Source organism: Pseudorhodobacter sp. MZDSW-24AT (assembly GCF_002794355.1).
In the GTDB taxonomy this organism is placed as follows: domain Bacteria; phylum Pseudomonadota; class Alphaproteobacteria; order Rhodobacterales; family Rhodobacteraceae; genus Pseudotabrizicola.
The window spans coordinates 119,570-142,212 of the sequence record NZ_PGOI01000008.1 but is presented as its reverse complement, the minus strand read 5'-3'; the positions used below and the strand labels follow the sequence as shown (position 1 = coordinate 142,212).

At 64.5% G+C, this 22,643-nt stretch carries 22 protein-coding genes, 1 tRNA gene and 1 pseudogene; 11 read left to right on the top strand and 13 right to left on the bottom strand.

Annotated features, from left to right (window positions below; all coding sequences use genetic code 11):
* Nucleotides 1-31: 31 nt before the first annotated feature.
* Nucleotides 32-1,168 (top strand): hypothetical protein, encoded by a 1,137-nt coding sequence (locus CUR21_RS10295; RefSeq protein WP_100196958.1) that lies wholly within the window; start codon nt 32-34, stop codon nt 1,166-1,168.
* Nucleotides 1,169-1,236: 68 nt separating this feature from the next.
* Nucleotides 1,237-1,401 carry a DUF3309 family protein gene (locus tag CUR21_RS10290; RefSeq protein WP_100196957.1) on the top strand — a complete coding sequence of 55 codons (165 nt, stop codon included), beginning with the start codon at nt 1,237-1,239 and terminating at the stop codon, nt 1,399-1,401.
* 85 nt (nt 1,402-1,486) lie between these two features.
* On the opposite strand, the gene CUR21_RS10285 is transcribed toward CUR21_RS10290, so the two are convergent.
* From CUR21_RS10285 to CUR21_RS10270, 4 genes are read right to left on the bottom strand one after another with little or no spacing between them, the layout of a single operon-like run.
* Nucleotides 1,487-2,164 carry an ABC transporter ATP-binding protein gene (locus CUR21_RS10285; RefSeq protein ID WP_100196956.1) on the bottom strand — a complete coding sequence of 226 codons (678 nt, stop codon included), beginning with the start codon at nt 2,162-2,164 and terminating at the stop codon, nt 1,487-1,489.
* The gene (locus CUR21_RS10280) at nt 2,161-3,375 is read right to left on the bottom strand and encodes an ABC transporter permease (protein WP_100196955.1); all 1,215 of its coding nucleotides are present in this window, start codon (nt 3,373-3,375) and stop codon (nt 2,161-2,163) included. The genes CUR21_RS10285 and CUR21_RS10280 overlap by 4 nt, the downstream gene beginning before the upstream one ends.
* Nucleotides 3,375-3,902, bottom strand: coding sequence for an efflux RND transporter periplasmic adaptor subunit (locus tag CUR21_RS10275; protein ID WP_304528566.1), 528 nt, complete (start codon nt 3,900-3,902; stop codon nt 3,375-3,377). Before CUR21_RS10275 ends, CUR21_RS10280 begins: the two co-directional genes overlap by 1 nt.
* 12 nt (nt 3,903-3,914) lie before the next feature.
* Complete coding sequence (locus CUR21_RS10270) at nt 3,915-4,466, bottom strand: efflux RND transporter periplasmic adaptor subunit (protein ID WP_157791984.1); 552 nt, start codon at nt 4,464-4,466, stop codon at nt 3,915-3,917.
* A 309-nt stretch (nt 4,467-4,775) separates the two neighbouring features.
* Here CUR21_RS10270 and CUR21_RS10265 point away from each other — a divergent pair, with 309 nt between their 5' ends.
* The 3 genes and pseudogenes from CUR21_RS10265 to CUR21_RS18880 all read left to right on the top strand — a co-directional run.
* Nucleotides 4,776-5,708 (top strand): DnaJ C-terminal domain-containing protein, encoded by a 933-nt coding sequence (locus CUR21_RS10265; RefSeq protein WP_100196952.1) that lies wholly within the window; start codon nt 4,776-4,778, stop codon nt 5,706-5,708.
* Nucleotides 5,708-6,043 (top strand): hypothetical protein, encoded by a 336-nt coding sequence (locus CUR21_RS10260; RefSeq protein WP_100196951.1) that lies wholly within the window; start codon nt 5,708-5,710, stop codon nt 6,041-6,043. The genes CUR21_RS10265 and CUR21_RS10260 overlap by 1 nt, the downstream gene beginning before the upstream one ends.
* Before the next feature lie 204 nt (nt 6,044-6,247).
* Nucleotides 6,248-6,355: pseudogene (locus tag CUR21_RS18880) on the top strand (transposase); the annotation flags it as partial.
* A gap of 158 nt (nt 6,356-6,513) precedes the next feature.
* On the opposite strand, the gene CUR21_RS10250 reads toward CUR21_RS18880, so the two are convergent.
* The 5 genes from CUR21_RS10250 to CUR21_RS10230 all read right to left on the bottom strand — a co-directional run bounded on the left by CUR21_RS10250 (nt 6,514) and on the right by CUR21_RS10230 (nt 11,434).
* Nucleotides 6,514-6,588 (bottom strand) — tRNA-Glu (locus CUR21_RS10250).
* Nucleotides 6,589-6,651: 63 nt separating this feature from the next.
* The gene (gene recJ / locus CUR21_RS10245; protein ID WP_100196949.1) at nt 6,652-8,400 is read right to left on the bottom strand and encodes a single-stranded-DNA-specific exonuclease RecJ; all 1,749 of its coding nucleotides are present in this window, start codon (nt 8,398-8,400) and stop codon (nt 6,652-6,654) included.
* A 112-nt stretch (nt 8,401-8,512) separates the two neighbouring features.
* A complete protein-coding gene (gene glpX, locus CUR21_RS10240) occupies nt 8,513-9,493 on the bottom strand; it encodes a class II fructose-bisphosphatase (RefSeq protein WP_100196948.1) in 981 nt (326 codons plus the stop codon).
* 273 nt (nt 9,494-9,766) lie between these two features.
* Nucleotides 9,767-11,062, bottom strand: coding sequence for a homoserine dehydrogenase (locus CUR21_RS10235; RefSeq protein WP_100196947.1), 1,296 nt, complete (start codon nt 11,060-11,062; stop codon nt 9,767-9,769).
* Between the two features lie 87 nt (nt 11,063-11,149).
* On the bottom strand, nt 11,150-11,434 hold the full coding sequence (locus tag CUR21_RS10230) for a hypothetical protein (RefSeq protein WP_100196946.1): 285 nt from the start codon (nt 11,432-11,434) through the stop codon (nt 11,150-11,152).
* A 161-nt stretch (nt 11,435-11,595) separates the two neighbouring features.
* Here CUR21_RS10230 and CUR21_RS10225 point away from each other — a divergent pair, with 161 nt between their 5' ends.
* The gene (locus CUR21_RS10225; RefSeq protein WP_232622753.1) at nt 11,596-12,123 is read left to right on the top strand and encodes a hypothetical protein; all 528 of its coding nucleotides are present in this window, start codon (nt 11,596-11,598) and stop codon (nt 12,121-12,123) included.
* 9 nt (nt 12,124-12,132) lie between these two features.
* On the opposite strand, the gene CUR21_RS10220 is transcribed toward CUR21_RS10225, so the two are convergent.
* The 3 genes from CUR21_RS10220 to CUR21_RS10210 are packed head-to-tail and all read right to left on the bottom strand — an operon-like array spanning nt 12,133 to nt 14,954.
* Nucleotides 12,133-12,726, bottom strand: coding sequence for a TadE/TadG family type IV pilus assembly protein (locus CUR21_RS10220; RefSeq protein WP_100196945.1), 594 nt, complete (start codon nt 12,724-12,726; stop codon nt 12,133-12,135).
* An 18-nt stretch (nt 12,727-12,744) separates the two neighbouring features.
* Entirely contained in the window at nt 12,745-13,281 is a 537-nt protein-coding gene (locus CUR21_RS10215; protein ID WP_100196944.1) for a TadE/TadG family type IV pilus assembly protein, read from the bottom strand.
* Nucleotides 13,278-14,954, bottom strand: coding sequence for a vWA domain-containing protein (locus CUR21_RS10210; RefSeq protein WP_198431671.1), 1,677 nt, complete (start codon nt 14,952-14,954; stop codon nt 13,278-13,280). The genes CUR21_RS10215 and CUR21_RS10210 overlap by 4 nt, the downstream gene beginning before the upstream one ends.
* A gap of 363 nt (nt 14,955-15,317) precedes the next feature.
* Between CUR21_RS10210 and CUR21_RS10200 the strand changes: the two genes are divergently transcribed.
* The 5 genes from CUR21_RS10200 (at nt 15,318) to CUR21_RS10180 (ending at nt 22,027) form a co-directional block, all read left to right on the top strand.
* Entirely contained in the window at nt 15,318-16,748 is a 1,431-nt protein-coding gene (locus CUR21_RS10200; protein ID WP_198431670.1) for a Glu/Leu/Phe/Val dehydrogenase, read from the top strand.
* Between the two features lie 125 nt (nt 16,749-16,873).
* A complete protein-coding gene (locus CUR21_RS10195; protein ID WP_100196941.1) occupies nt 16,874-18,124 on the top strand; it encodes a sarcosine oxidase subunit beta family protein in 1,251 nt (416 codons plus the stop codon).
* 180 nt (nt 18,125-18,304) lie between these two features.
* Nucleotides 18,305-18,583 carry a sarcosine oxidase subunit delta gene (locus CUR21_RS10190; RefSeq protein ID WP_100196940.1) on the top strand — a complete coding sequence of 93 codons (279 nt, stop codon included), beginning with the start codon at nt 18,305-18,307 and terminating at the stop codon, nt 18,581-18,583.
* The gene (locus CUR21_RS10185) at nt 18,580-21,498 is read left to right on the top strand and encodes a sarcosine oxidase subunit alpha family protein (protein WP_100196939.1); all 2,919 of its coding nucleotides are present in this window, start codon (nt 18,580-18,582) and stop codon (nt 21,496-21,498) included. Before CUR21_RS10190 ends, CUR21_RS10185 begins: the two co-directional genes overlap by 4 nt.
* Entirely contained in the window at nt 21,491-22,027 is a 537-nt protein-coding gene (locus CUR21_RS10180; RefSeq protein ID WP_157791983.1) for a sarcosine oxidase subunit gamma, read from the top strand. The genes CUR21_RS10185 and CUR21_RS10180 overlap by 8 nt, the downstream gene beginning before the upstream one ends.
* Before the next feature lie 149 nt (nt 22,028-22,176).
* Here the strand turns inward: CUR21_RS10180 and CUR21_RS10175 are convergent, their stop codons facing one another.
* The gene (locus CUR21_RS10175) at nt 22,177-22,605 is read right to left on the bottom strand and encodes a VOC family protein (protein ID WP_100196937.1); all 429 of its coding nucleotides are present in this window, start codon (nt 22,603-22,605) and stop codon (nt 22,177-22,179) included.
* Between the last annotated feature and the right edge of the window lie 38 nt (nt 22,606-22,643).

The following is a 22,643-nucleotide window of genomic DNA, read 5'->3' as shown; positions in this document are numbered from 1 at the left end:
GCTCTCTCCCTTTGATCTAAGGATAAACGTGATGCTGCGCACACTGACCCTTGCCTGTGGCCTCCTGGCCATGCCTGCATTTGCCGATATCACCAGCCTGGCCATTTCAGACGACCGCTATCTGGCAGGGGCGTCTGTCACCTATGACGGGCCTGCAGTGACCGATCTTTTCATGGCTGGAAACCGGGTCGTTGTAGCATCGCCCGTGGGCGGGTCGGCACATCTGGCTGGGCGGCGGATCAGGGTTGAGGCCGCAGTGGCGGGCGATCTTTATGCCGCAGGTTACAGCGTGATGCTTGAGGCAGTGGTGAGTGGCGATGCATCGGTTACAGGCTACGAGGTGGTGCCGGGGGACGTTACCGGCAATCTAAGGGTGGCAGGGGCAGAGGTGGCGGTTGCGGCAGTTGGCGGCTATGCGCTGATCACCGGGGCCGAGGTCTCGCTGCAGGGTGTCATCGCTGGCGATGCCGTCTTGGTGGCAGAGGACATCGCCTTTGGCCCCGGTGCCAAGGTGGCAGGCCAACTGACGATTTATGCCGAAGACCCGGCCCTTGTGACTGTGCCAGAAAGCGTGGCGCCGGCGGCCCGGGTCAAAATTGAGCAGGCCGCGCAGTATGATAACGACGAATGGTCAGACAGAATGCAAATGCAGGTTCCGGTCTGGCGGATCGTCACGGGATTTCTGGTGGGGGTTCTCATGTCTGGCTTGATAGCCGCGCTGGTGATCGCAATTGCGCCACAGGCGGTGCAACGTTGGCGGACACTAGCGCTTGCCCATCCGGGGCGGGCAATCTGGTCGGGGTTTCTGGTGACGTCGGCACTGGCGGGATCAGGGTTTGTGCTGATGCTGACTCTGGTCGGGGTCTTTCTTCTTCCGGTGATGCTGATCCTTACGGTGGTCGCGATCTTTGCTGGCTATGCGCTTGGATCTTATGTGCTGGGGGTTAGCCTGTGGCTCGGCTTTGGTCGCCTGATGCCGCTTGGCCTGCCGGGCAAATTTGCGCTGGCTTGTCTTGGTGCCTTCGTTGCGGGTCTTGCGTGGCTGGTGCCGATTGCGGGTTGGTTCTTTGTTCTAGGCCTGACGATGCTTGGGATCGGCACGTTGGCAGCCTTTGCGCTGCCCGGCGGTTGGCTGCTGCGGCGCGAGGATGTTCACACATCCCCTTGATGTGGCCAGATGGACATTTCCGTCCTCCATTCCTTTCCTTCCTGACCCCAAAACTGCGGAGACCCCTTATGCCACTTGGCACCATACTTGCCGTCATCCTGATCATCGCCCTTTTGGGTCGCTTTAGTGGCCGGTTTGGGGGGTATGGCTATGGCTACGGACATGGCGGCGTGGTGGCGATCGGGGCCATCCTGATTATTGTCGTTGTGCTTGTGCTGCTTGGCCGTCTCTGATCGCTTGTGTTGGGGAGTTCGGCATGGGCAGGGGAGTGTTGCCGCGTCCAAGGCAAGATCACGCAGTTTGGCCTGAGGCGTGGAGTTAGCCCGTCACAATGCCATCGCCCACCACGATCTGCCGCCGACACAGTGCCGCAATTTTTTCATCATGGGTGGAGATGAGGAAAGTCGTGCCTTCGTCATGGTTTATCTCGGCGATCAAGTCCATGACTTGGCTGGCCGAGGCGCGGTCGAGGTTGCCAGTTGGTTCATCTGCAAGCACCAGTTCCGGCCGGTTCATCAGCGCCCGTGCGACGGCGACGCGTTGTTTTTGGCCACCCGACAGGTTGGCAGTGGGAAAATGCACACGATCGGCAAGACCCATGCGGACAAGAAGTTCTTGGCCTCGGGTCCGCGCGGCGGTGGTTTCGCGCCCTTCGCGGACGGCGGTGGGGAAACACACGTTTTCCAACGCTGTGAAGTCGGGCAACAGGTTGTGGAACTGAAACACGAACCCGATGTGCAGGTTGCGAAACTCGGTCAATGCGCTGTCGCTCGCCGTGGTCAGGTCCAAGCCCAGCATGGTGTGGCTGCCCGATGTGGGATGCATCAACGTGCCCAAGATAGTCAGGAGCGTGCTTTTACCCGATCCCGATGGGCCAAGAAGGGCCGCCAGTTCCCCTGCTTCCATCGTCAGGGTCAGCCCGTGCAGAACCCGCGTTGCTGCCTCGCCCATGCCAAAGGTTTTCACCAGATCTCGGACCTCCAGCAATGCGGTCATTGCCCGATCGCCGTCACTGGATCGAGCCGCGCCGCCGCCCGCGCGGGCAGGATTGAGGCAAGGATTGCCCCCAGCGTGGTCAGCCAAATCGCCAGCCCATAGGCGCCTTGGCGAATGTCGATGGGCAGACCACTTTGCCCCGGGCCAAAACTGACGCGCGAGGGGAAGGCCAGCAGCACGCCGTAGCCTGCCGCCGCCCCAAACAGGCCGCCCATCAACCCGATCAGCGCGCCTTGGGATACAAAGACCACCATCACAAACCATCGCCCGGCACCCATCGCCCGCATAATTCCGATCTCTGGTCGGCGGCGGTAGGTGGACAAAAGGAGCGCCGAGGCGACTCCGATGATGATGGTCAAAAGCGCAAAGGCCTTTAGGATAAAGCCGGTCTGCGCCTGTGCCTGAAGGGCCTCGAGTAGCTGCGCGGCCTGTTCGGTCCATGACTTTGCATCAAGCCCGGTCAGCGCCATGATCCGGGGGGCGAGTGCGTCGGCGGTGTAGAGATCGGCCAGCTTGATCTCGATCCGCGTCACGCCTTGCGGCAGGGCAAAGAGGGTGCGCGCGGTGGCAAGGCTGACATAGGCCTGCCGTCGATCTGGTCCGCCTGACCCGATTTCATAGATGCCGGTGATTGTCAGCGCCGCGTCAATCGCCTGCGCGCTTTGCAGGCGCACAGTTTGGCCCAGCGACAGATCCATATCCTCGGCCAAAGTCTTGCCCACCAGAACCCCGCCCGCCCCAAGGTTCGCCGTGCCTTCGGTGATGTAGCTGGCGAGGTTGACGATGACGGATTCGTGCCCCGGCTCCAGCCCGTTGATTGACACCTGCGTGACTTGGACTCCGCGCGTCAGAAACCCCGATCCGTTGATCTGCTGCGAGGTGCCGGTCACGCCGGGCAAAGCCTCGATCAGCGGCAGGAATGCGGCGGTGTCCTTCAGGATGGCCGTGGTTTGTGTGGTCGGTTCTTGCACCAAAAGAACTGTCCGTCCGGTATTTGGTTGCAACAAGGCGGGGTCCACGGCTTCGGCCTGAATGGTGATATGCGCCATATCGCCCGCCGTGCGCATCATAATGAATTCTGCCAGACCACCGATCAGCGCGGACATGAAGATGAAGATAAAAACGCCGATCGCCACGCCAAACACCAAAAGGGCGGTCTGGGCCTTGCTTGCGGTCAGGTAGCGCGTTGCAATCTTTAGCGCATAAAGCATCAGGGCACGACCGTGACGGCTTGGCCATCAGTGATACCGGTCGCATCGGTTATGACCTGATCACCTGCCGCCAAGCCTTCGGTCACGATCAACCGAGCGGCGGGCCAGTCGATCACTGTGACCGATTGGCGCCGGGCGAGGCCATTTTTGACCACAAAAGCGCAGTTGCCGCGGTCATCCCGGACAATGGCCGCGCGAGGAACCGTCATAGCTGCTGTGCGATCATCAACGGTTATGTTGGCAGTGATCGTCAGGCCGATGGGAGCGGTCAGGGGGGCTTCTGATTTCAGCTCTATCGCGAGCCCCCCGGTCGCCGGGTCCACCCGTTGCGACACAAAGCTGACGTGGCCGGGACGCACCTCACCCTCACCCGCCAATTGCAAGCCGGCGGGTTGGCCCTGTCTGACCTGTGTGGCATAGGTCTCGTCCACGTTTGTTTCGATCACGAGCCCGCGCAAATCCGCAATCGTCATCAAAATCGTAGAGGGGTCTACCGTCTGGCCCGGATCAGCGAACAGCATCAGCACCGATCCTGCCACTTATGCGCGGATGGTGAAGCGGGTCAGCGCGATCTGCGCCTGATCGAGAAGTGCAGTCAACCTTGACACCTCTTGTGCCGCCGTTTGCACGGCACGGGCGGCATCTTCCAGCACCACCCTTGCTGCGTTCGTGCCAAGCGCTTCTGTCCGGGCATACGTTGACTTTGCGTTGGTCTGCCCAACCAGCGCTGCATCAAGGCCTGCTACGGCTTGCCGCACAATCGCGTCCTGCGTCGCAGGGTCGATCAGGGCAAGAACATGGCCGACCTCGACGATATCCCCTTCGGAGACGCGCACCTCGAGCACTGGGCCGCTGACCAACGGGCGCACCTCAATCGAAACTTCGCTTGCCACCCGGCCGTTGACGGCCAGAACACGCGATACCTGCTCTGGGGCGACAGTCTCCACCGCTACTTCCATCACAGCTGGCGCCCAAGGCTGAAGCCAGACCAGCGCGCAAATCCCCACCAGCAAGACGGCACCTGCGGCCCAAGGCCATGCGCGTCGATTAGCTTTCGGCACCACTGCGCCGGGTCCGGTTGCTTTTGGCATCACAACCGGAAGCAGCGGCGCGCCTGACGCTTCGTGGGGCATCACAGGAGGGTGTGGGACGATCCGAAATGAAGAACCTCATTTGACTGAAATGGCTTGGTGGTCTGGGATAGGCCTGCGCTCGCAAATCGAGAGTTCGTCGGCGCGATTTCGGTGCGGCTTAGGCTGTTGCACTACTGTAGTCCGCGGCAGGGCCATGGGCGATGATCTGCATCAGTAAAAAGCATGATCTTTCATGGGACACCTGCGCAATTCTGCCGCGTCGCGGTCGCGGTTCTGCAAATCGTCCATGAATGAGTAGACAGAGATATGAGGCTTGAACCCTATGATGTTCTTGGACTGTCAAGTGCCGCAACGGCTGCCGAGATAAAGCAGGCTTACCGCAAGCTGGCTCGCGCTCATCATCCCGATCTGCACCCCAATGACGCTAAGGCCGAGACCACGTTCAAAGACATAAGTGCAGCCTATGATCTTTTAAAAGACGCTGCCACCCGAGCGCGATTTGATGCAGGCGAGATTGATTCCTTGGGCGCGGAAAAGCCGCCCCGGCAGTATTACCGCGACTTTTCCGACGCAACCGGCAACGCTTATCGTCCCCAACCGGGTTACCGCGCGGGCTTTGCCAGTGGGGACCCGGGTGATATCTTTGCCGAAATGTTGCGGCAACGCGGCGAAGACGGCCAAGGCTTTGCCGCCCCCGGGCGCGACCTTCGATTTACGCTCAACGTGCCGTTTCTTGATGCAGCGCGGGGGGCAGAGATGCGCGTGACCTTGGGTGACGGGGGCGATGTCGCAGTCCGGATCCCGCCGGGAGCCGAAGATGGCCAGGTGCTGCGCTTGCGCGGTATGGGCAGAGCGAGCCAGCGCGGCGGGGTATCCGGGGATGCGCTGATCACGCTATCCCTTCAGGCAAATCCTGTGTTTCGCCGTGATGGTGCCGACATCCTGATCACGTTACCAATTTCGATCGATGAAGCAATCCTCGGGGCCAAGGTGCGGGCCCCGACGATCTCGGGTCCGGTCAGCCTGACGATCCCGGCAGGCACCAGTTCTGGCAGAGTCCTCCGCTTGCGCGGGCGCGGCATGGCTAAGGCGATTGGTTCTGAAAAGGGCGATCAGCGGGTTGAACTGCGGATCGTTGCCCCGCCCAAAATCGATGCTGCTCTAAGCGACTTCATGACCAACTGGCGCCGGACCCATTCCCATGATCCGCGCACCACCACTCTGTCAGGGGCAACGTGATGACGCGCTATCTAACCGAAGACGATGCTCTTGCCGCGATTGCAGGCTTGACCCAAGCCCGTCGGACCACTTTCCTAGCGTCTAGGGCCGTGGTTCCCGTTCAAAGCGACGATGGCCCCCTTTTTTGCCAGATCGACCTTGCTCGCCTTCGCCTGCTGTGTGACCTTTCCAACGATTTCGATTTGGACGACCCCGCAATTGCCATCGTAATGTCGCTGATCGACCAATTGCACGGCGCAAGATTTGTCCTTCAATCACTTGCAATGGCCTTGGCCAACGAATCTGAAGCGGTCAGGGAGCGGGTTGGCGCCGCACTTAGCGCTGCATTGAGATGATGCTCGGAGTCGGAGGATCACGCGGGTGCGGTTCAGATTAAGTGGGGTGTGCCTGAACTGACTCGAACAAAATCACTGTCTGTGACTGCTACAGAGCCATAGCTATGACTCTTCGATCTGCTTGATGCCATCTGGGCTGCGGTGTGCTGCTCCGGTTTCGTGGACACGAAGATAAGATCGTAACCAAGGAAACGGAGATCGGGCATGGTAAAACGGAAATTCACGAAGGAGTTCAAGTTAGGGGCTGTGAAGGTGGTGCCAGAGCGGGGCGTTGCGGTGGCGCAGGCAGCTCGTGATTTTGATATGGCCGAGATCGACGACTATGAGATCGCCGGCAACGTCATGCGACTTAGCTCGTCAGGTCTGTCCTTGTCGCCACCCTACGCTGGTTGGATTTGAGCCTATGCGACTCCCGCAAATGACTAACCTGTTTACAAGCTATTGTTATAAAGAGATAAAATAAGGAGAAGTGGCAGCCCGTAGGGGAGTCGAACCCCTCTTCCCAGGTTGAAAACCTGGTGTCCTAACCGATAGACGAACGGGCCACGCTGTCGGTGAGGGGTGTCTAGTGTGCTTCCCGCTGACTCGCAAGAGGAAAAACGCAACGATCAGCCTGAAGCAGGCGCGGCGTCTTCCAGCCGGAGCTGAACCTTGGTGCGCCCGCCCCAGTGGTTCAGTTCCAACCGTCCCGCGAGGTGAAAGCGCCGGTGTCCGGGGTTTTCCAATGCGGGGCCCAAAGGAGAGTCGAAAGCCCCAAAGGCCATCGCCTCGATCTGGGTCCCCATGCCATCCGAGACGGCAAGTTTGAGGTGCCTGTCGCCGATCCGGCGGGCCACCACCGCCACGTCGGCCAAGGCGAAGCGGGGGGCAGGGGCGCCTTGGCCGAAGGGACCGGCGGCCTCGATCTGCTCGACAAAGCCGGGCGTGCAGGCCGAGGGCATCAGCAGGCTGTCGATGCGCAGATCGCGCGGTCCTTCTGCGCCCGCGCCCTGCCGGCCCAGAAGCTCGGCCAGACGCGCCATCGCAGGCTCCAGTTGGTGCTGTTCCACGGTCAACCCGGCTGCCATCTTGTGACCGCCGCCCTTGAGCAACAGCCCTTCGCTGGCCGTGCGCTGAACGGCAGCCCCCAGATCAACCCCCGCGACGGACCGGCCCGAGCCCTTGCCGATGCCATCTTCAAGGCCGATCACAATGGCCGGGCGGTTGAAGGCCTCTTTCAGGCGCGCGGCGACGATCCCCACCACACCCGGGTGCCAGCCTTCGGCGGCGGCCCAGACCAGAGGCGCGTCTAGACCGCGCGCTTCGGCCTGCGCCATGGCCTCTTCCCGCACACGCTCGGTGATTTCGCGGCGCTCGGTGTTCAGCTGGTCCAGACGCGTGGCCATGGCGGCTGCGGCCCGCGGGTCATCGCTGGCCAGCAGCCGAGCGCCCAGATCCGCCTGACCGATCCGCCCCCCCGCATTGACGCGCGGGCCCAGTACAAAACCCAGCGCATAGGGCGTGGGCGCCTGATCCATCCGCGCCACATCGGCCAGCGCAACCAGCCCGGTCCGCTCGCGCCGCGCCATGACCCGCAAGCCTTGTCGCACCAAGGCCCGGTTGACACCGATGAGCGGGGCCACGTCGGCGACGGTTGCCAAGGCGACCAGATCCAGCATCGCCATCAGGTCGGGCCCTTGCACGCCTTCGGCCCGCAGTCGGCGGTTGGCCTCGACGAGCATCAGGAAGACCACCGAGGCCGCGCAAAGATGCGCCAACGCGCCGGTTTCGTCCTGACGGTTGGGGTTCACCACCGCGACCGCGGCAGGCAGGGTTTCGGCGCCAAGGTGGTGATCAAGCACCACAACATCGCAGCCTGCCGCCGCGATGGGGTCGTGGCTGAGCGTCCCGCAATCGACGCAAATGATGAGATCATGCGCGGCCCCCAAGGCCTGCATCGCGGGCACATTGGGGCCATAGCCTTCATCGATGCGGTCGGGAATATAGAGCGTCGCCTCACGCCCCATCGCCCGCAGCCAGATGATGAGGAGAGCTGCCGAGGCGCCACCGTCGACGTCATAATCGGCAAAAATCGCGATGCGTTGGCGGTGTTTGACGGCCAGAAGAAAGCGGTCGGAGGCGGCCGCCATGTCGCGCAAGGTGAGCGGATCGGGCAGCAGGTCGCGCAGGACCGGGGCGAGAAAGGCCGGAGCTTCCGCAGGGGATACGCCGCGCCGCACCAGCGTGTGGCACAGCGCCATCGGCAGCCGGGTTTGCTGAGCCATCGCTTCGGCCAGACGCTCTTCCTCGATCTCGGGGCCGGTCCAGCGACGACCGAGTGCGGAGGCTTCGACGTTGAGGAATGCGCGTGTGCTCATGGCAGCGGTCTGCACCAGCGGGGGCGGCGCTTCAACTGCAAATGTAACGCCGGGGGCATCGTGGGGATGCCTCCGGCGGGAGTATTTCAGAAAGGTGCAATGGCAAAGGCGATCAGCGGCGGATCGGGTTGCGATAGGTCATGCGGCGGACGGAGCCGGTTTTTGAGCGCATCAGGATGGTTTCGGTGGTCAGATGTGTGGGTTCGCGCTTGATGCCGGCGAGCAGGCTGCCATCGGTGACGCCGGTGGCGGCGAAGATCACGTCGCCGCGCACCAGATCGTCGCGGGTGTAGACGCGGTCGAAGTTCTCGATCCCGGCCTTGCGGGCGCGGGCGCGCTCGTCTTCGTTGCGAAAGAGCAGCTTGCCGAAGAACTGGCCGCCCATGCATTTCAGCGCGGCGGCGGCGAGCACGCCTTCGGGGGCGCCGCCCGAGCCCATATACATGTCGATGCCGGTGAGGTCGGGCTCGGCGCAGTGCATCACGCCCGCGACGTCGCCGTCGGTGATCAGGCGGATGGCGGCGCCGGTGGAGCGGATCTCGGCGATCATCTCTTCGTGGCGGGGGCGTTCGAGGACGCAGACGGTGATGTCATTGGTGGAGCAGCCCTTGGCCGCTGCGAGGGCGGAGACGCGCTCGGACGGGGTCATCGCAAGGGTGACGGTGCCGGGGCGGTGGCCGGGGCCGATGGCGAGCTTGTCCATGTAGACGTCGGGGGCGTGCAGCAGGGTGCCGCGCGGGGCCATCGCGATCACGGTGAGGGCGTTGGGCATGTCCTTGGCGGTGAGGGTGGTGCCTTCGAGCGGGTCGAGGGCGATGTCGACGGCGGGGCCTTGGCCGGTGCCGACCTCTTCGCCGATGTAGAGCATCGGGGCCTCGTCGCGCTCGCCTTCGCCGATCACGACCACGCCCTTGATGTCGAGCAGGTTCAGCTGGTCGCGCATGGCGTTCACGGCGGCCTGATCGGCGGCCTTTTCATCGCCGCGGCCGATCAGGGTGGCGCTGGCAAGGGCGGCGGCCTCGGAGACGCGGGCGAGGCCGAGCGAGAGCAGGCGGTCCTGGAATTCGGCGATTTTGGGCGGGGCGACGGGCATGATCGGTCCTTGCTGGGAAATGAGCTGCGCCCCGGTGTAGCCTGCCCGGTCCCCTTGGGGCAAGCGTGATGGCGCTAACGCGGCATGGGGGGCAGGGGCTGTGTGTCCACTGTGTTACAAAATGGGCTTTTCTTTGGAATCAACAGCTTGGAATTGCGCCTTTAGGGATTTTTAACATATTCGCGCTGCGGCTTGCAGGACTGCAAGGCCAGCCCCCCGGACGCCGGGGGGCGTGGGGACAGAAAACGCAAGGCCATGGGGGCGCGCGGGCGGTCAGACCTCTTCGATGCGGATCGCCACCGGCGCACCGATCAGCACACCGGTGGTGGCGAATTGATCGAGCGCATAGGCCACATCGGCCGGAGAGGCCTTGTGGGTGACGATGAGCACGGTGGCCTTGTTATCGGCCTCGTTCGGCTGGTTGAGTTGGCGCATCTGATCGATGGAGATGCCCGCCGTGCCGAGCGCGGTGGCGATCTTGGCCAGAGCCCCCGGTTTGTCGAGCAAGGTCATCCGCAGGTAATAAGGGGCAGGCGTGGCCGAGCGGGCGGCGATCGGTTCGGCCAGCGTGCTGGCCGGGCGGCCGAAGGTGGAAAGCCGGGTGCCGCGCGCGATGTCGATAACATCGGCCATCACGGCGCTGGCGGTCGGCCCCATTCCGGCGCCCGCGCCGCGCATCACGATTTGACCCACCGAGTCGCCTTCGAGCACGACCATATTGGTGCCGCCCTGCAATTGGCCCAGCGGGCTTTCGGCCGGGACGAGGCAAGGGGTCATGCGCTGTTCCAGCCCGCGCCCTGTCATCTGCGCCACACCCAGAAGCTTGATGTGATAGCCCATGTCATCGGCCAGATGAATATCGTCGATCGAGACATTGCCGATGCCTTCGAGTTCCACCGCGTCGAAACTGACCTTGGTGCCGAAGGCGATGGCGGCCAGCAGGCTGAGTTTGTGGCCCGCGTCGATGCCCCCGACATCGAGGTTGGGATCGGCTTCGAGATAGCCCAGCGCGCGCGCCTCTTCGAACACGGTTTCATACGGCAGACCTGCGGCCTGCATCCGGGTGAGGATATAGTTGCAGGTGCCGTTCATCACCCCCATCACCCGGCGCATCTGATTGCCAGCGAGGCCTTCGGTCAGCGCCTTGATGACCGGGATGCCCCCGGCGACGGCGGCCTCGAACCGGATCACCCGGCCTTGGGCTTCGGCGGCGAGCGCCAGCGCGTGGCCGTGATGCGCCAAAAGCGCCTTGTTGGCGGTGACCACATCCTTTCCGGCCGCGATGGCGGCTTCGGTGGCAAGGCGCGCGGGGCCTTCGTGGCCGCCCATCACCTCGACAAAGACATCGACATCGGCACGCTGGGCCAGCGCCACCGGATCGGTTTCCCATGCGTAGCCGGACAGATCGGCATCGCGGTTCTTCTGCGGGTCCCGCGCCGAGACGGCGGTGATTTCGACCGCGCGCCCTGCGCGGGCCGCGATCAGCGCGGCATGGCTTTGCACGATCTTGACCACGCCGATGCCGACCGTGCCCAGACCGGCTAGACCAATTCGCAAGGGGGCTGGCATGGGGGAACTCCGTCTGGCTGTGGCGTGGTGGTTGTCGGCGGTCTTAGCGCGCCTGTCGCGGCAAGGCAACGCGGCGCGAGGGCCGGGTCAGTCGCGGCGCAGGCGATCGGCGCGGGCGCGCAGACGGTCGGCCCGGGCGGTGACCGGGGCCACGCTGCCTGCGCCCGTGCCCAGCGCATCGGCCTGCGCGAGAATGCCGTCGATGGGCACCAGAACCGGGGCCGGGCCGGTGAAGCTGTCGGGTGATGTGCGCGCGGCGGTTGCCTTGGCGATGTCGGGCAAGGGCGCGCAGGCGACAAGACCCAAGCCGCACAGGCCAAGGCAGGTGCGGGCCAGAGCGGCGCGGAAGGAAGAGCGGGGGTCGCGCGTCATTGGGCATCCATGGCGGGCGGCAGGCGCTGCCGCGATGCGCCGACCCTAGGCAGGTTCGCGGCCGTGAGCAAGAGGGGCGGCCCCTGCGGGATGCCTTGTCTCTATCGCTGCGGCGGCGGCTGGTTTATGGCTGGGGCGAGAGCCTTGATCTGGAGTGCGTGATGCCTGATGCGACGGAGCCGCCCTTGACGGGGCGTGTGGAAAGCCCGGTGGGAGAGGCTGTGCCGGTTCTGGCCGCCTTGCGGCCTTCGCCGCCGCGCCGTTTATTGGGTGTCGCCTTGCTGGCCAGTCTGGGCGCGGTGCTGATCTGGCTGGCGCTGGCGATTCCGCCGGGGGCGCTGGGCTGGCTTTTGGCGCTGCTGGCGGCGGGGGTGGCCGCGCTGTGGCTGGCGGTGCGGATGTGGCAGGCCAGCACGCAAGGCTTGGTGTTGACGCGCGAGGTGCTGCGCGATGAGGCCGGCACCGTGCTGGCGCGGGTGGAGGAGATCCGCGCGGTCAACCGGGGGGTGTTCGCCTTCAAGCCAGCGGGGGGCTTTACCCTGTCGCTGCGGGCGCCTGCCGCGCGGGCTTGGGCGCCGGGGCTGTGGTGGCGCTTGGGCCGCTCGGTCGGGGTGGGCGGCGTGACCCACCGCCATGAGGCGCGCTATATGGCCGAGGTGCTGGAGACGCTGATCAAAGAGCGCAACTGACAGCGTGGCCTAGCCGCAGGCAACGCCTTGCATGCAGATCTTGGGCAGGAAGCGCGGCCGCGACACGATGACATGGTGCATGGTGCCTTCTTCGATCTGGCTGTTGAGCAGACGGTCGACGGCGGCGATGATCGGCTTGAACTCGACCCGCGCTTCGACCACCACCAGTGAATCGCCATCCGCCATCACCGGCAGGTGGCTTTGGATGGTGGAGAGGGTGGCCGTGGTGAGCGCGGGCACGGTGGGAAGGCTGGAGCGGGACCACAGCACCTCATAGCGGGCGCGCGCTTCGCTGTAGAAGATCGAGGTGATGCGGGTGCGCGTGGGCAGCGAAGGGCCCATCATGTATTGCATCGTGTCGAACATGCCGTTGATGTAGACTTCGGTCACATTGTCTTGCTTGCGCGTGACCAGATCGGACACCGCATAGGCCGCCTTTTGCGAGCGGTTGCCCACATCGAAGGCATCCCAGAAGGTGAAGGTGCCCATGATGCAGAACAGATAGAGCGGCAGGACGATGATCATTTCGGCCGAGGCCAGCCCGTCTTCATTGTGGCGGAAGCGGCGCAGGGCGGTTCGGATCAGGCGCAGGATCGGGGGCATGGCGGGGCTTTCCGAGGCTCAGGACGGTTCGTTCACGAAAGACGAGATCGAGGCGATGCCGATGCCGCCGCTGCTGTCGCGGAAGAACTGCCGCCCGAAGATCAGGTTGGGAAACAGCACCGGCAGCACGATGCAGGCGCGCACCAGCATCAGCTCTTGCTGGCGGCCGGGGGCGAAGGTGACGACGGGCTGGATTTCTTCGTCATTGTTGACACAGGTGACGGGGGTTTGCGGCAAGGCGAAGGTGACGGTGGAGACGGCCTGAAGCTCGATCATCATCTGGTCCTCGCAATTGCCGATGATGCGGGCGCGGGCGCAGATGGCTTCTTTCAGGCTGTCCTGGCTTGGGTCTTCCATCAGGCCAAGGCGCAGCTCGCGCATGGAGACATCGAGCGCGTGGTCGAGCATCACCGATTTGATGGTGAGGATGCCCAGTTCGGCGGCCCAGAAGAACATGCTGAGGTAGAGCGGAAAGAACAGCGCGAATTCCACCGAGGCGAGGCCGCGCTCGTCCTTGCGGAAGGGACGGAAGAGAGAGCGGAAGCGGGGCATCATTGGGTCAGCTTCAACTGGGTGATGTTGGTGGCGATGGCGCGAAAGGCGGTGCGGATTTCGAGCCCTTGGGCGTTGAAGTAATGCGCGGGCGAGCTGGCGCAGCGCTCGATCTGGGTGCGGCCGTTGCTGGGGGCCTCGAAGGCGATGCCGTAGACGAGCACGTTGCGGGTGCGGCTTTGGCTGCAGATCTGTTGCAGCTGGTTGTCCATGGTGGTGATCGCGGTCTGGGTGCGCAGGCTGTTCATGGTGGCGGACTGGCTGCCGCCGATGGCGCGGACATAGAGCTGCTGCGCGACCCAGGACATGCGGACGCTGGACCAGATCTGCGGCCAGGTTTGCTGGGTGACGCCGGAGTGGCTGGCGCTGGGGCTGTAGCAGGTGCTGGAGTTGGGCGCGGTGCCGTTCCACGGGCGCGAATGCCACGCGTTCAGATGGGGGACGTAGAAGGGGCGGCTGTTGCACAGGTTGCTGGAGGAGGAGTTGTTCACGCGCGAGGCGTGGAAGACGGAAAACAGCGTGTCGCTGTTGCCGCGCCAGATCGGGGCGTTGCCGGCGCGGAAGCCCGCGTTGACGCGCTCTTCGGCGAAATGCTCGCCATCGGTCATCAGCACGATGATCTTCATCGCTTCGCGATCGCCATAGGCGAAGGGGCGGTTGCCGAAGAAGGCGGGCGTCTGCCCGGCCGAGACGAAGCCGGTATACAGGCTGTTGGCCGCCGGATCGAGCAGCGCCATGCCCCATTTCATCCCCGCGTTGATCGAGGTGGCCCCGATGGCGGTGAGGTTGTTGATATGCGCCTTGAGCTGGGTGCGGTTGTTGGTGGGCGCCCGGATCACGTTCACGGTGGAAGGCGGGCACCAGCGGTTGCCCTCGTTCACCACGGCATTGGCATGGGTGGGCGCGATATAGCCGCCGGTGTTGGTGCTGGAGAAGGTATCGGCATGCGCAGTGACAGGCATGCCCGTCGTGCGCGACAGCGTCAGGCTGGAATAGGTGGTGCTGGGCAGATCGAAGCAGTTCACATTGCTGACGCCATGGTCATCGACCGACGTGAACAGGTTCTGCATGTATTGCGGCAGGTTGACCTGACCATTGTAGGGCACGATGCCGATGGAGACGCGGTTTTCCACGTCCTGATCCAGCACGGTGTCCACAAATTCGCTCGCGGCGGATTTGAGGTTGGTCAGCTTGGTGCCCTGCATCGACCCTGACACGTCCAGCACCAGCATGATTTCGATGTTGTTGATGCGCTGTTCCGCCGTCGAGCGGCCGCGCGCCACCAGCTTGGTGCTGTTGTGCAGATCGTAGAGGTTCATGAAGATCGGCGTGACCTCTTTCTCGGCCTCGGCCCGCACGGTCGAGGCGTTGAAGCTCCGCTCGAAGGACACCGAGCGCAGATGGTCGGCCATATCGGCCTTGGCGAAATAGTCGCGCACGACCTCTTCGGCATCCAGTTCCTGCGTGAGAGAGGCGGCCGCCAAGGTGGCGCGGTCCAGCGTTTGCTGCTGCTTGGTCCGCATCGTTTCGAAGTTGATGATGTCAACGCCAACCCCGGCCAGCATGAGCATGAGCGTCAGCATGACGGTGGTGAAAATGACGATGTGGCCGTCTTCATCCCGCGCGAAACGGCGGACGTTCAGCCGCGATAGCCCCGAGGCAGCACTCTTCATCATGCGGTCCAATCCAATGTCGCCCTGAGCCAGAAACCCCGCCCCCACGGTTTCTGACCTGTTAACCTGCATTCACCAAACGCGGCGCGCGCGGCAAAATTATGGCAAAGGCCGGGGCGCGCCGGGCGGGGCGGGGGCGGCAAGGACAATCGGCGCCACCCCTGACCATTGTTGCGGCGGGCGCAACAGAGCCGGGCGGCCTTGGGCGCGCTGCCCAGATGACCTGCGATTCCGACGGATGGGCGCGGCGATTCGATTCGCGCAAAACCGGTCTGATCGGCAGAATGGCCGATGCCAGCGCGGCCAACTGCGGCTAGGCTGCGGCATGGGCGACACCTGTTGCGCCCGGCCTGTCAGGAGGACCCGATGATCAGGGATGGAGAGCCGAGTTTCCGCGAGTCGGTGGATCTGATGTTCAACCGCGCTGTGCGGCTGATGGATCTGAGCCCCGGCTTGGAACAGAAGATCCGTGTGTGCAATTCCACCTATACCGTGCGCTTTGGCGTGCGGCTGCGCGGCAAGATCGAAACCTTCACCGGCTATCGCTCGGTGCATTCCGAGCATATGGAGCCGGTCAAGGGCGGCATCCGCTATGCGCTTTCGGTGAACCAGAACGAGGTCGAGGCGCTGGCGGCGCTGATGACCTATAAATGTGCTTTGGTGGAAACGCCCTTTGGCGGATCCAAGGGGGGCTTGTGCATCGACCCGCGCGCGTGGGACGAGCATGAGCTGGAGCTGATCACCCGGCGCTTTGCCTATGAGCTGATCAAGCGCGACCTGATCCATCCGGCGCAAAACGTGCCCGCCCCCGATATGGGCACGGGCGAGCGCGAGATGGCGTGGATCGCCGATCAATACAAGCGCATGAACACCACCGACATCAATGGCAATGCCTGCGTGACAGGCAAGCCGCCGCATGCAGGGGGCATTCAAGGCCGGGTCGAGGCCACCGGGCGCGGCGTGCAATATGCGCTGCAAGAGTTCTTCCGCCACCCCGAGGACAAGGCCAAGGCAGGCCTGAGCGGCGGGCTGGATGGCAAGCGGGTGATCGTGCAGGGCTTGGGCAATGTCGGCTATCACGCCGCCAAGTTCCTGAGTGAAGAAGATGGCTGCCGGATCACGGCGGTGATCGAGCGCGATGGTGCCTTGCACAATGATGCCGGGCTGAACATCGAGGACATCCGGCAATGGATGCTCAAGCAAGGCAGCATCAAGGGCTATCCTTCTGCCGCCTTTGTCGAGGATGGCACGCCGCTTCTGGAGGCCGAGTGCGACATCCTGATCCCGGCGGCGCTGGAAGGGGTGATCCATATGGGCAATGCGGCCCGGATCAAGGCGCCGCTGATCGTGGAGGCGGCAAACGGGCCGGTGACCTTTGGCGCCGATGAGATCCTGCGCGAGAAGGGCGTGGTGATCATTCCCGACATGTATGCCAATGCGGGCGGGGTGACGGTGTCTTACTTTGAATGGGTGAAGAACCTGTCGCATATCCGCTTTGGCCGCATGCAGCGCCGGGCCGAAGAAGCGCGCTCGCGCCTGTTGGTGGAAGAGCTGGAGCGGCTGTCGGCGGATCAGGGCCTTGGCTGGACGCTGTCGCCTGATTTCAAGGAAAAGTTCCTGACCGGGTCGGATGAGCTGGCCTTGGTGCGTTCGGGTCTGGATGACACGATGCGCACGGCCTATCAGGCGATGCGGGCGGTCTGGCACACGCGTGACGAGGTCGATGATCTGCGCACGGCGGCCTATATCGTGTCGATCGGGCGGGTGGCGCAATCTTACCGCTCCAAGGGGTTGTGAAGCGCTTTGGCCATCTGCGACATGCGCGTGTCGCGGATGGCCAAGGTCGGGCGCTTGATCCTTGATTATCTGCCGCGGACCCGGTTTAAGTGCCGTCAGAGGCACGGGGGTGGGGAAGGTCTGCGATGCGCTATTCCGGCTGGAAGGTCTTGGCTCAGGGGCTGCGGGGCAACACCGGGTGGGCGCCTGCGTGGCGCGATCCGGCGCCCAAGGCCGCTTATGACGCCGTCATCATCGGCGGCGGCGGGCATGGGCTGGCGACGGCCTATTATCTGGCGAAGAACCACGGGCTGACCAATATCGCGGTGCTGGAAAAAGGCTATCTGGGCTCGGGCAATATCGGGCGCAACACCACGATCGTGCGGGCGAATTACTTCTTGCCGGGCAATTCCGAGTTCTATTCACACAGTCTGAAACTGTGGGAAGGGCTGGAGGCCGAGCTGAACTACAACGTGATGCACAGCCAGCGCGGTCTGATCAACCTGTTCCATTCCGATGGCCAGCGCGATGCCTTTGCCCGGCGCGGCAATGCGATGATCAATCAAGGCGATGATGCGGTGCTGCTGGACCGCGAGGGGGTGCGCGAGCTGCTGCCCTATCTGGATTATGACAACACGCGGTTCCCGATCTATGGCGGGCTGTTGCACCCGCGCGGGGGCACGGCGCGGCATGATGCGGTGGCTTGGGGCTATGCGCGGGCGGCGGACCGGCGCGGGGTGGACCTGATCCAGAATTGCGAGGTGACGGGAATAGATGTGGTCGACGGGCGGGTGACCGGCGTGCAGACCACGCGCGGGGCGATCCGCGCGCGCAAGGTGGGGATGGTGGTGGCGGGCCGTTCCAGTCAGGTGGCGGCGATGGCCGGGCTGCGGCTCCCGATCGAGTCGCATGTGCTGCAGGCCTTCGTGACCGAAGGGCTGAAACCGGTGATCGACCATGTGATCAGCTTTGGCATGGGGCATTTCTACATCAGCCAGTCCGACAAGGGCGGGCTGGTGTTCGGGGGGGATCTCGATTTCTACGCAAGCTACGCCGCGCGCGGCAACCTGCCGATGGTGGAACATGTGATGGAAGCCGGCATGACCTTGATGCCAATGATCGGCCGCGCCCGGGTGCTGCGCTCTTGGGGCGGGATCATGGACATGACGCCAGACGGCTCACCCATCATTGACCGCACGCCGGTGGCCGGGCTGTTTGTCGACGCGGGCTGGAACTATGGCGGCTTCAAGGCGGTGCCCGCCAGCGGCTGGTGCATGGCGCATCTGATGGCGACGGGCGAAAGCCATCCGGTCGCCGCGCGGTTCCGGCTCGACCGCTTTGCGACGGGGCATCTTCTGGACGAAGAAGGCACCGGCAGCCAACACAACCTGCATTGAGGGCGCGATGGTCTTGTCCCCTCTCAGATTTGCGCCACCTGCGGGAGCCTCCGGCGGGGATATTTTTGCCAAGATAAAAGCACGTCATGCCTTTATCTTGGTCCAAATATCCCGGGGTGAGGCCGCAGGCCGAGGGGCAGCGCCCCTTGCGCCCTTTGACACAGCGAAAGGCTTTTCAAGATGCGCCTGACCTGCCCGCTCTGCGGCCCGCGCGACCGGCGCGAGTTCTATTACTACGGGGCCGCGGTCTATCTGGACCGCCCGGCGGCAGACGCGCCCCCCGAGGCATGGGATGAGTATCTGCATCTGCGCGACAACCCTGCCGGGGTCACGCAGGACCTGTGGTATCACGAACAGGGCTGTGGGTCTTGGCTCAAGGTGACACGCAATACGGTGACGCATGAGATCTTGGCGGTTGACGCGGTGTCCGCTGCGGATGCGGCGGAGGAGGCACGATGAGGATTGACGGCAAGGGGCGCATCGACCGCACGCGGCCGGTGACATTCACCTTTGATGGCCGTCCTTACGCCGGCTATCGCGGCGATACGCTGGCCTCGGCCTTGATCGCCAATGACGTGCGGGTGGTGGGGCGCAGTTTCAAGTATCACCGCCCGCGCGGAATCCTGACGGCAGGGTCGGAAGAGCCCAATGCGCTGGTCGAGGTTGTGGGGCCTGCCAACCAGACCCCCAACACCCGAGCGACGGTGCAGGAGCTGTTTGAAGGCCTGGTCGCGCGCAGCCAGAACCGCTGGCCCAGCCTGAGCCTCGATCTTCTGGAGGTGAACGACCTTGCCGCGCCGTTCTTGTCCGCCGGGTTCTATTACAAGACCTTCATGTGGCCGCGCCGGTTCTGGGAAGGCATTTATGAGCCCTTGATCCGCCGCGCCGCAGGGCTTGGCCGCCTGTCGGGCAAGCATGACGAAGGCGTCTATGAAAAGGCCTGGGCGCATTGCGACCTTTTGGTGATCGGCGCCGGGCCCGCCGGACTCATGGCGGCGCTGGTGGCGGCGCGGGCGGGCGCGGATGTGATCCTGTGCGACGAGTCCGCCGAGATGGGCGGGCGGCTGTTGTCGGATGAGGGCCAGATCGACGGCATGCCCGCCGCCGATTGGACGGCGGCGGTGCTGGCCGAGCTTGCGAGCCTGCCCAACCTGCGCCTGATGCCGCGAACCACCGTGACCGGTGCCTATGACGACGGCACCTATGGCGCGCTGGAGCGCGTGGGCCTGCACCGCAGCCCGCGCCCGAACCTGCCGCGCGAATGCTTCTGGCGCATCGTGGCCAAGCGCAGCATTCTGGCGGCGGGTGCGCTGGAGCGCGGCATCGCCTTTCAGGACAATGACCGCCCCGGGGTGATGCTGGCCGGGAGCCTTGCCACCTATCTGAACCGCTATGGCGTGAGCCCCGGCAAGCGGGTGGCGCTGTTTGCCAACAACGGGTCCGTGCGCGCCACCGCCCGCAGCCTGAAGGCCGCCGGGGTCGAGGTGGTGGCGATCCTCGACTCGCGGCCCGACGCCCCCGATGAGCCGGGCATCCCCGTCCACAAGGGCGCGACCGTGCTGCGCGCGCGCGGCCGCATGGGACTGCACAGCCTCAGCTTTGCCCATGAGGGCCGCGTGCATGCGCTGGAGGTGGACTGCCTTGGCGTTTCGGGCGGCTGGAACCCGGCGGTGCATCTGACCTGCCATCGCAATGGCCGCCCGCGCTGGTCCGACGAGCTTGCGGCTTTCGTGCCGATGGAAGGCGCGGTGCCCGGGATGCGGGTGGCGGGGGCCGCGGCGGGGAGCTTTTCCACCCATGCCTGCCTCGCCTCGGGCGCCGAAGCCGCGCGCGAGAGCCTGGCCGCGCTGGGCCGCGACGGGGGCGCGCTCGATCTGCCACGGGCGGAAGACGCGCCCTATCGCATCGCGCCCTTGTGGACGGTGCCGGGCAAGGGCCGCGCTTGGCTTGATTTCGCCAATGATGTGACGGTCAAGGATGTGACGCTGGCGGCGCAGGAAGGCTTTCGCAGCGTCGAGCATATGAAGCGCTACACCACCCAAGGCATGGCCCCCGATCAGGGCAAAAGCTCGAATGTGGCGGCGCTGGCAGTGCTGGCCGATGCCACCGGGCGCGGCATTCCCGAAACCGGGACCACCACCTTCCGCCCGCCCTATACGCCGGTGTCGATTGCCGCGATGGGGGCAGGCGGGCGCGGGGCAGGCTTTGCGCCGCAACGGTTCCTGACCAGTGATCAGGCCAGCCGCGACCGCGCGGCGCCGATGGTCGAGGCGGGGCTGTGGTATCGGCCGAGCTATTTCCCCAAGCCGCAGGAGACCACCTGGCGCGAGGCTTGCGACCGCGAGGTGCGCATGGTGCGCGAGACGGTGGGGGTGAGCGATGTCTCCACCCTTGGCAAGATCGACGTGCAAGGCCCGGATGCGGCGCGCTTTCTGGATTTCGTCTACAGCAACACGATGTCGACCCTGCCGGTGGGCAAGGTGCGCTATGGGCTGATGCTGCGTGAAGATGGCCATGTGCTGGACGATGGCACCTGTGCGCGACTGGGCGCGCAGCACTGGCTGATCACCACCACCACCGCCGCGGCGGGGCTGGTGATGCGGCATCTGGACTTCGTGCACCAGGCGTTTTGCGCCGGGTGGCAGCTGCGCTTTGTCTCGGTCACCGAGGCTTGGGCGCAATTCGCGATTGCAGGGCCACAGGCGCGGGCGCTGGTGGCCAGCGCCTTGGGCCGGGCGCCAGAGCTTGGCTTCATGGGCTGTGCGCCGGTGACGGTGCAGGGGGTGGCGGGGCGGCTCTTCCGCATCTCCTTCTCGGGCGAGGAAGGCTATGAGCTGGCGGTGCCCACCCGCTTTGGCGAGGCCCTGTTCCGCGATCTTGTGGCGCGGGCCGAGACGATGGGCGGCGGACCCTATGGGATGGAAGCGCTGAACGTGCTCAGGATCGAGAAAGGGTTCATCACCCATGCCGAGATTCATGGCCGCGTGACGGCCTTTGACATCGGCATGGAAAAGATGGTCAGCGGCAAAAAGGACTGTATCGGCAAGGCGGCGGCGATGCGGCCGGGGATGCAGGGGGCCGCGCGGGCGCAGATGGTGGGGCTGAAGCCGCTGAGCGATGACGTGATCACGGCGGGCGCGCATCTTTTTGCGCAAGGCGTGGATCTGGGGCGGGAAACCTCGGCAGGCTATGTGACCTCGGTGGGCTATTCGCCAACGCTGCACAGCCATCTGGCCCTTGGCTTTCTTGCGAATGGCCGCGCGCGGCATGGCGAGACGGTGCGGCTGGTGGACCGCTTGCGCGGGGTGGATGTGCTGTGCACGGTGACCAGCCCGGTGTTCCACGATCCGAAAGGGGAGAAGCTGCGTGCCTGACCTGATTGCAAAGCCCGCGCTGGGGGCGGTGGCTGTGACCCATGCCGGATGCACGCTGGCCGAAGCGGCGGCCCTGACCATCACCGCGCTTGCGCCCTTTCCGGGACAGGCGGCGGCGGTGGGCGCAGAGCTGGGACTGGCCTTTCCCGCGCCCAACACTGTGAGCGAGGGTGGCGCGGCGCGTCTGGTCTGGGCCGGACGCGATCTGGCTTTCCTGATCGGCGGCGCCGCGCCCGAGCGGCTCGCGGCTCTGAACGGCTTGGCCGCGGTGACCGATCAGTCTGATGCCTGGGTCACGCTGACGCTGACCGGCCCCCCGACAGTCGAGGTGCTGGCGCGTCTGGTGCCGCTGGATCTGCGCGGCACGGCGCGCGGGCAGGTGTTTCGCACGGGCCTCGGCCATATGCCTTTGGTCCTGATCGCGGAAGGCGCGGACAGCTTCACGCTGATGACCTTTCGGTCCATGGCGCGCACGGCGTGGCATGAGATCGAGGAGGCGATGGTGAAGGTGGCGGCGCGCAGCTTCTAAACGCAGCGCGGCGGACCCGACAGGCGCCTCCGGCGGGAGTATTTAAGAAAGGTGCAAATCCAGCGGCTGTTGGATTTGCACCTTTTCCAAATACTCATCTTTCTTACACCGGGGCAGGGCGCCCCGGTGTAAGGCTTGGCGCGCGGCTGTTACCAGTGACCGGTGTTTTCCATGCTGGCCCAAGGTTCGGCCGGGGCAAGGGCTTCGCCCTTTTGCAACAGCTCGATCGAGACATTGTCGGGGCTGCGGACAAAGGCCATGCGGCCATCGCGCGGCGGGCGGTTGATCACCACGCCATTGGCCTGCAGATGAGCGCAGGTGTCGTAGATGTTGTCGACCTCATAGGCCAGATGGCCAAAATGGCGGCTGTCCGAGGGCAGGCCGTCATCGCCATCCCAGTTGTAGGTCAGCTCGACCGGGCACTCCGGCTGACCGGGAGGGGCCATGAAAATCAGCGAGAAGCGGCCCTTTTCGCTGTCATGCCGCTTGGTTTCTTCCAGCCCCAAGAGGCGGTAGAAGGCCATCGAGGCCTCAAGGTCCAGAACGCGGACCATGGTGTGCAGATATTTCAATGCCATCTGTCAGTCTCCTATCGGTTGGACGGGCATCTTAGCGT

What these genes read in the sequence shown, in the direction of transcription:
- CUR21_RS10230 (WP_100196946.1), bottom strand. Translation starts at nt 11,434, where the DNA reads ATGACGCGCGACCCCCGCTCTTCCTTCCGCGCCGCTCTGGCCCGCACC.
- CUR21_RS10270 (WP_157791984.1), bottom strand. Translation starts at nt 4,466, where the DNA reads ATGCCAAAAGCAACCGGACCCGGCGCAGTGGTGCCGAAAGCTAATCGA.
- CUR21_RS10210 (WP_198431671.1), bottom strand. Translation starts at nt 14,954, where the DNA reads ATGATGAAGAGTGCTGCCTCGGGGCTATCGCGGCTGAACGTCCGCCGT.
- CUR21_RS10290 (WP_100196957.1), top strand. Translation starts at nt 1,237, where the DNA reads ATGCCACTTGGCACCATACTTGCCGTCATCCTGATCATCGCCCTTTTG.
- CUR21_RS10280 (WP_100196955.1), bottom strand. Translation starts at nt 3,375, where the DNA reads ATGCTTTATGCGCTAAAGATTGCAACGCGCTACCTGACCGCAAGCAAG.
- CUR21_RS10195 (WP_100196941.1), top strand. Translation starts at nt 16,874, where the DNA reads ATGCGCTATTCCGGCTGGAAGGTCTTGGCTCAGGGGCTGCGGGGCAAC.
- CUR21_RS10220 (WP_100196945.1), bottom strand. Translation starts at nt 12,726, where the DNA reads ATGCCCCCGATCCTGCGCCTGATCCGAACCGCCCTGCGCCGCTTCCGC.
- CUR21_RS10200 (WP_198431670.1), top strand. Translation starts at nt 15,318, where the DNA reads ATGATCAGGGATGGAGAGCCGAGTTTCCGCGAGTCGGTGGATCTGATG.
- CUR21_RS10285 (WP_100196956.1), bottom strand. Translation starts at nt 2,164, where the DNA reads ATGACCGCATTGCTGGAGGTCCGAGATCTGGTGAAAACCTTTGGCATG.
- CUR21_RS10190 (WP_100196940.1), top strand. Translation starts at nt 18,305, where the DNA reads ATGCGCCTGACCTGCCCGCTCTGCGGCCCGCGCGACCGGCGCGAGTTC.
- CUR21_RS10185 (WP_100196939.1), top strand. Translation starts at nt 18,580, where the DNA reads ATGAGGATTGACGGCAAGGGGCGCATCGACCGCACGCGGCCGGTGACA.
- CUR21_RS10265 (WP_100196952.1), top strand. Translation starts at nt 4,776, where the DNA reads ATGAGGCTTGAACCCTATGATGTTCTTGGACTGTCAAGTGCCGCAACG.
- CUR21_RS10215 (WP_100196944.1), bottom strand. Translation starts at nt 13,281, where the DNA reads ATGATGCCCCGCTTCCGCTCTCTCTTCCGTCCCTTCCGCAAGGACGAG.
- CUR21_RS10260 (WP_100196951.1), top strand. Translation starts at nt 5,708, where the DNA reads ATGACGCGCTATCTAACCGAAGACGATGCTCTTGCCGCGATTGCAGGC.
- glpX (WP_100196948.1), bottom strand. Translation starts at nt 9,493, where the DNA reads ATGCCCGTCGCCCCGCCCAAAATCGCCGAATTCCAGGACCGCCTGCTC.
- CUR21_RS10295 (WP_100196958.1), top strand. Translation starts at nt 32, where the DNA reads ATGCTGCGCACACTGACCCTTGCCTGTGGCCTCCTGGCCATGCCTGCA.
- CUR21_RS10225 (WP_232622753.1), top strand. Translation starts at nt 11,596, where the DNA reads ATGCCTGATGCGACGGAGCCGCCCTTGACGGGGCGTGTGGAAAGCCCG.
- recJ (WP_100196949.1), bottom strand. Translation starts at nt 8,400, where the DNA reads ATGAGCACACGCGCATTCCTCAACGTCGAAGCCTCCGCACTCGGTCGT.
- CUR21_RS10235 (WP_100196947.1), bottom strand. Translation starts at nt 11,062, where the DNA reads ATGCCAGCCCCCTTGCGAATTGGTCTAGCCGGTCTGGGCACGGTCGGC.
- CUR21_RS10175 (WP_100196937.1), bottom strand. Translation starts at nt 22,605, where the DNA reads ATGGCATTGAAATATCTGCACACCATGGTCCGCGTTCTGGACCTTGAG.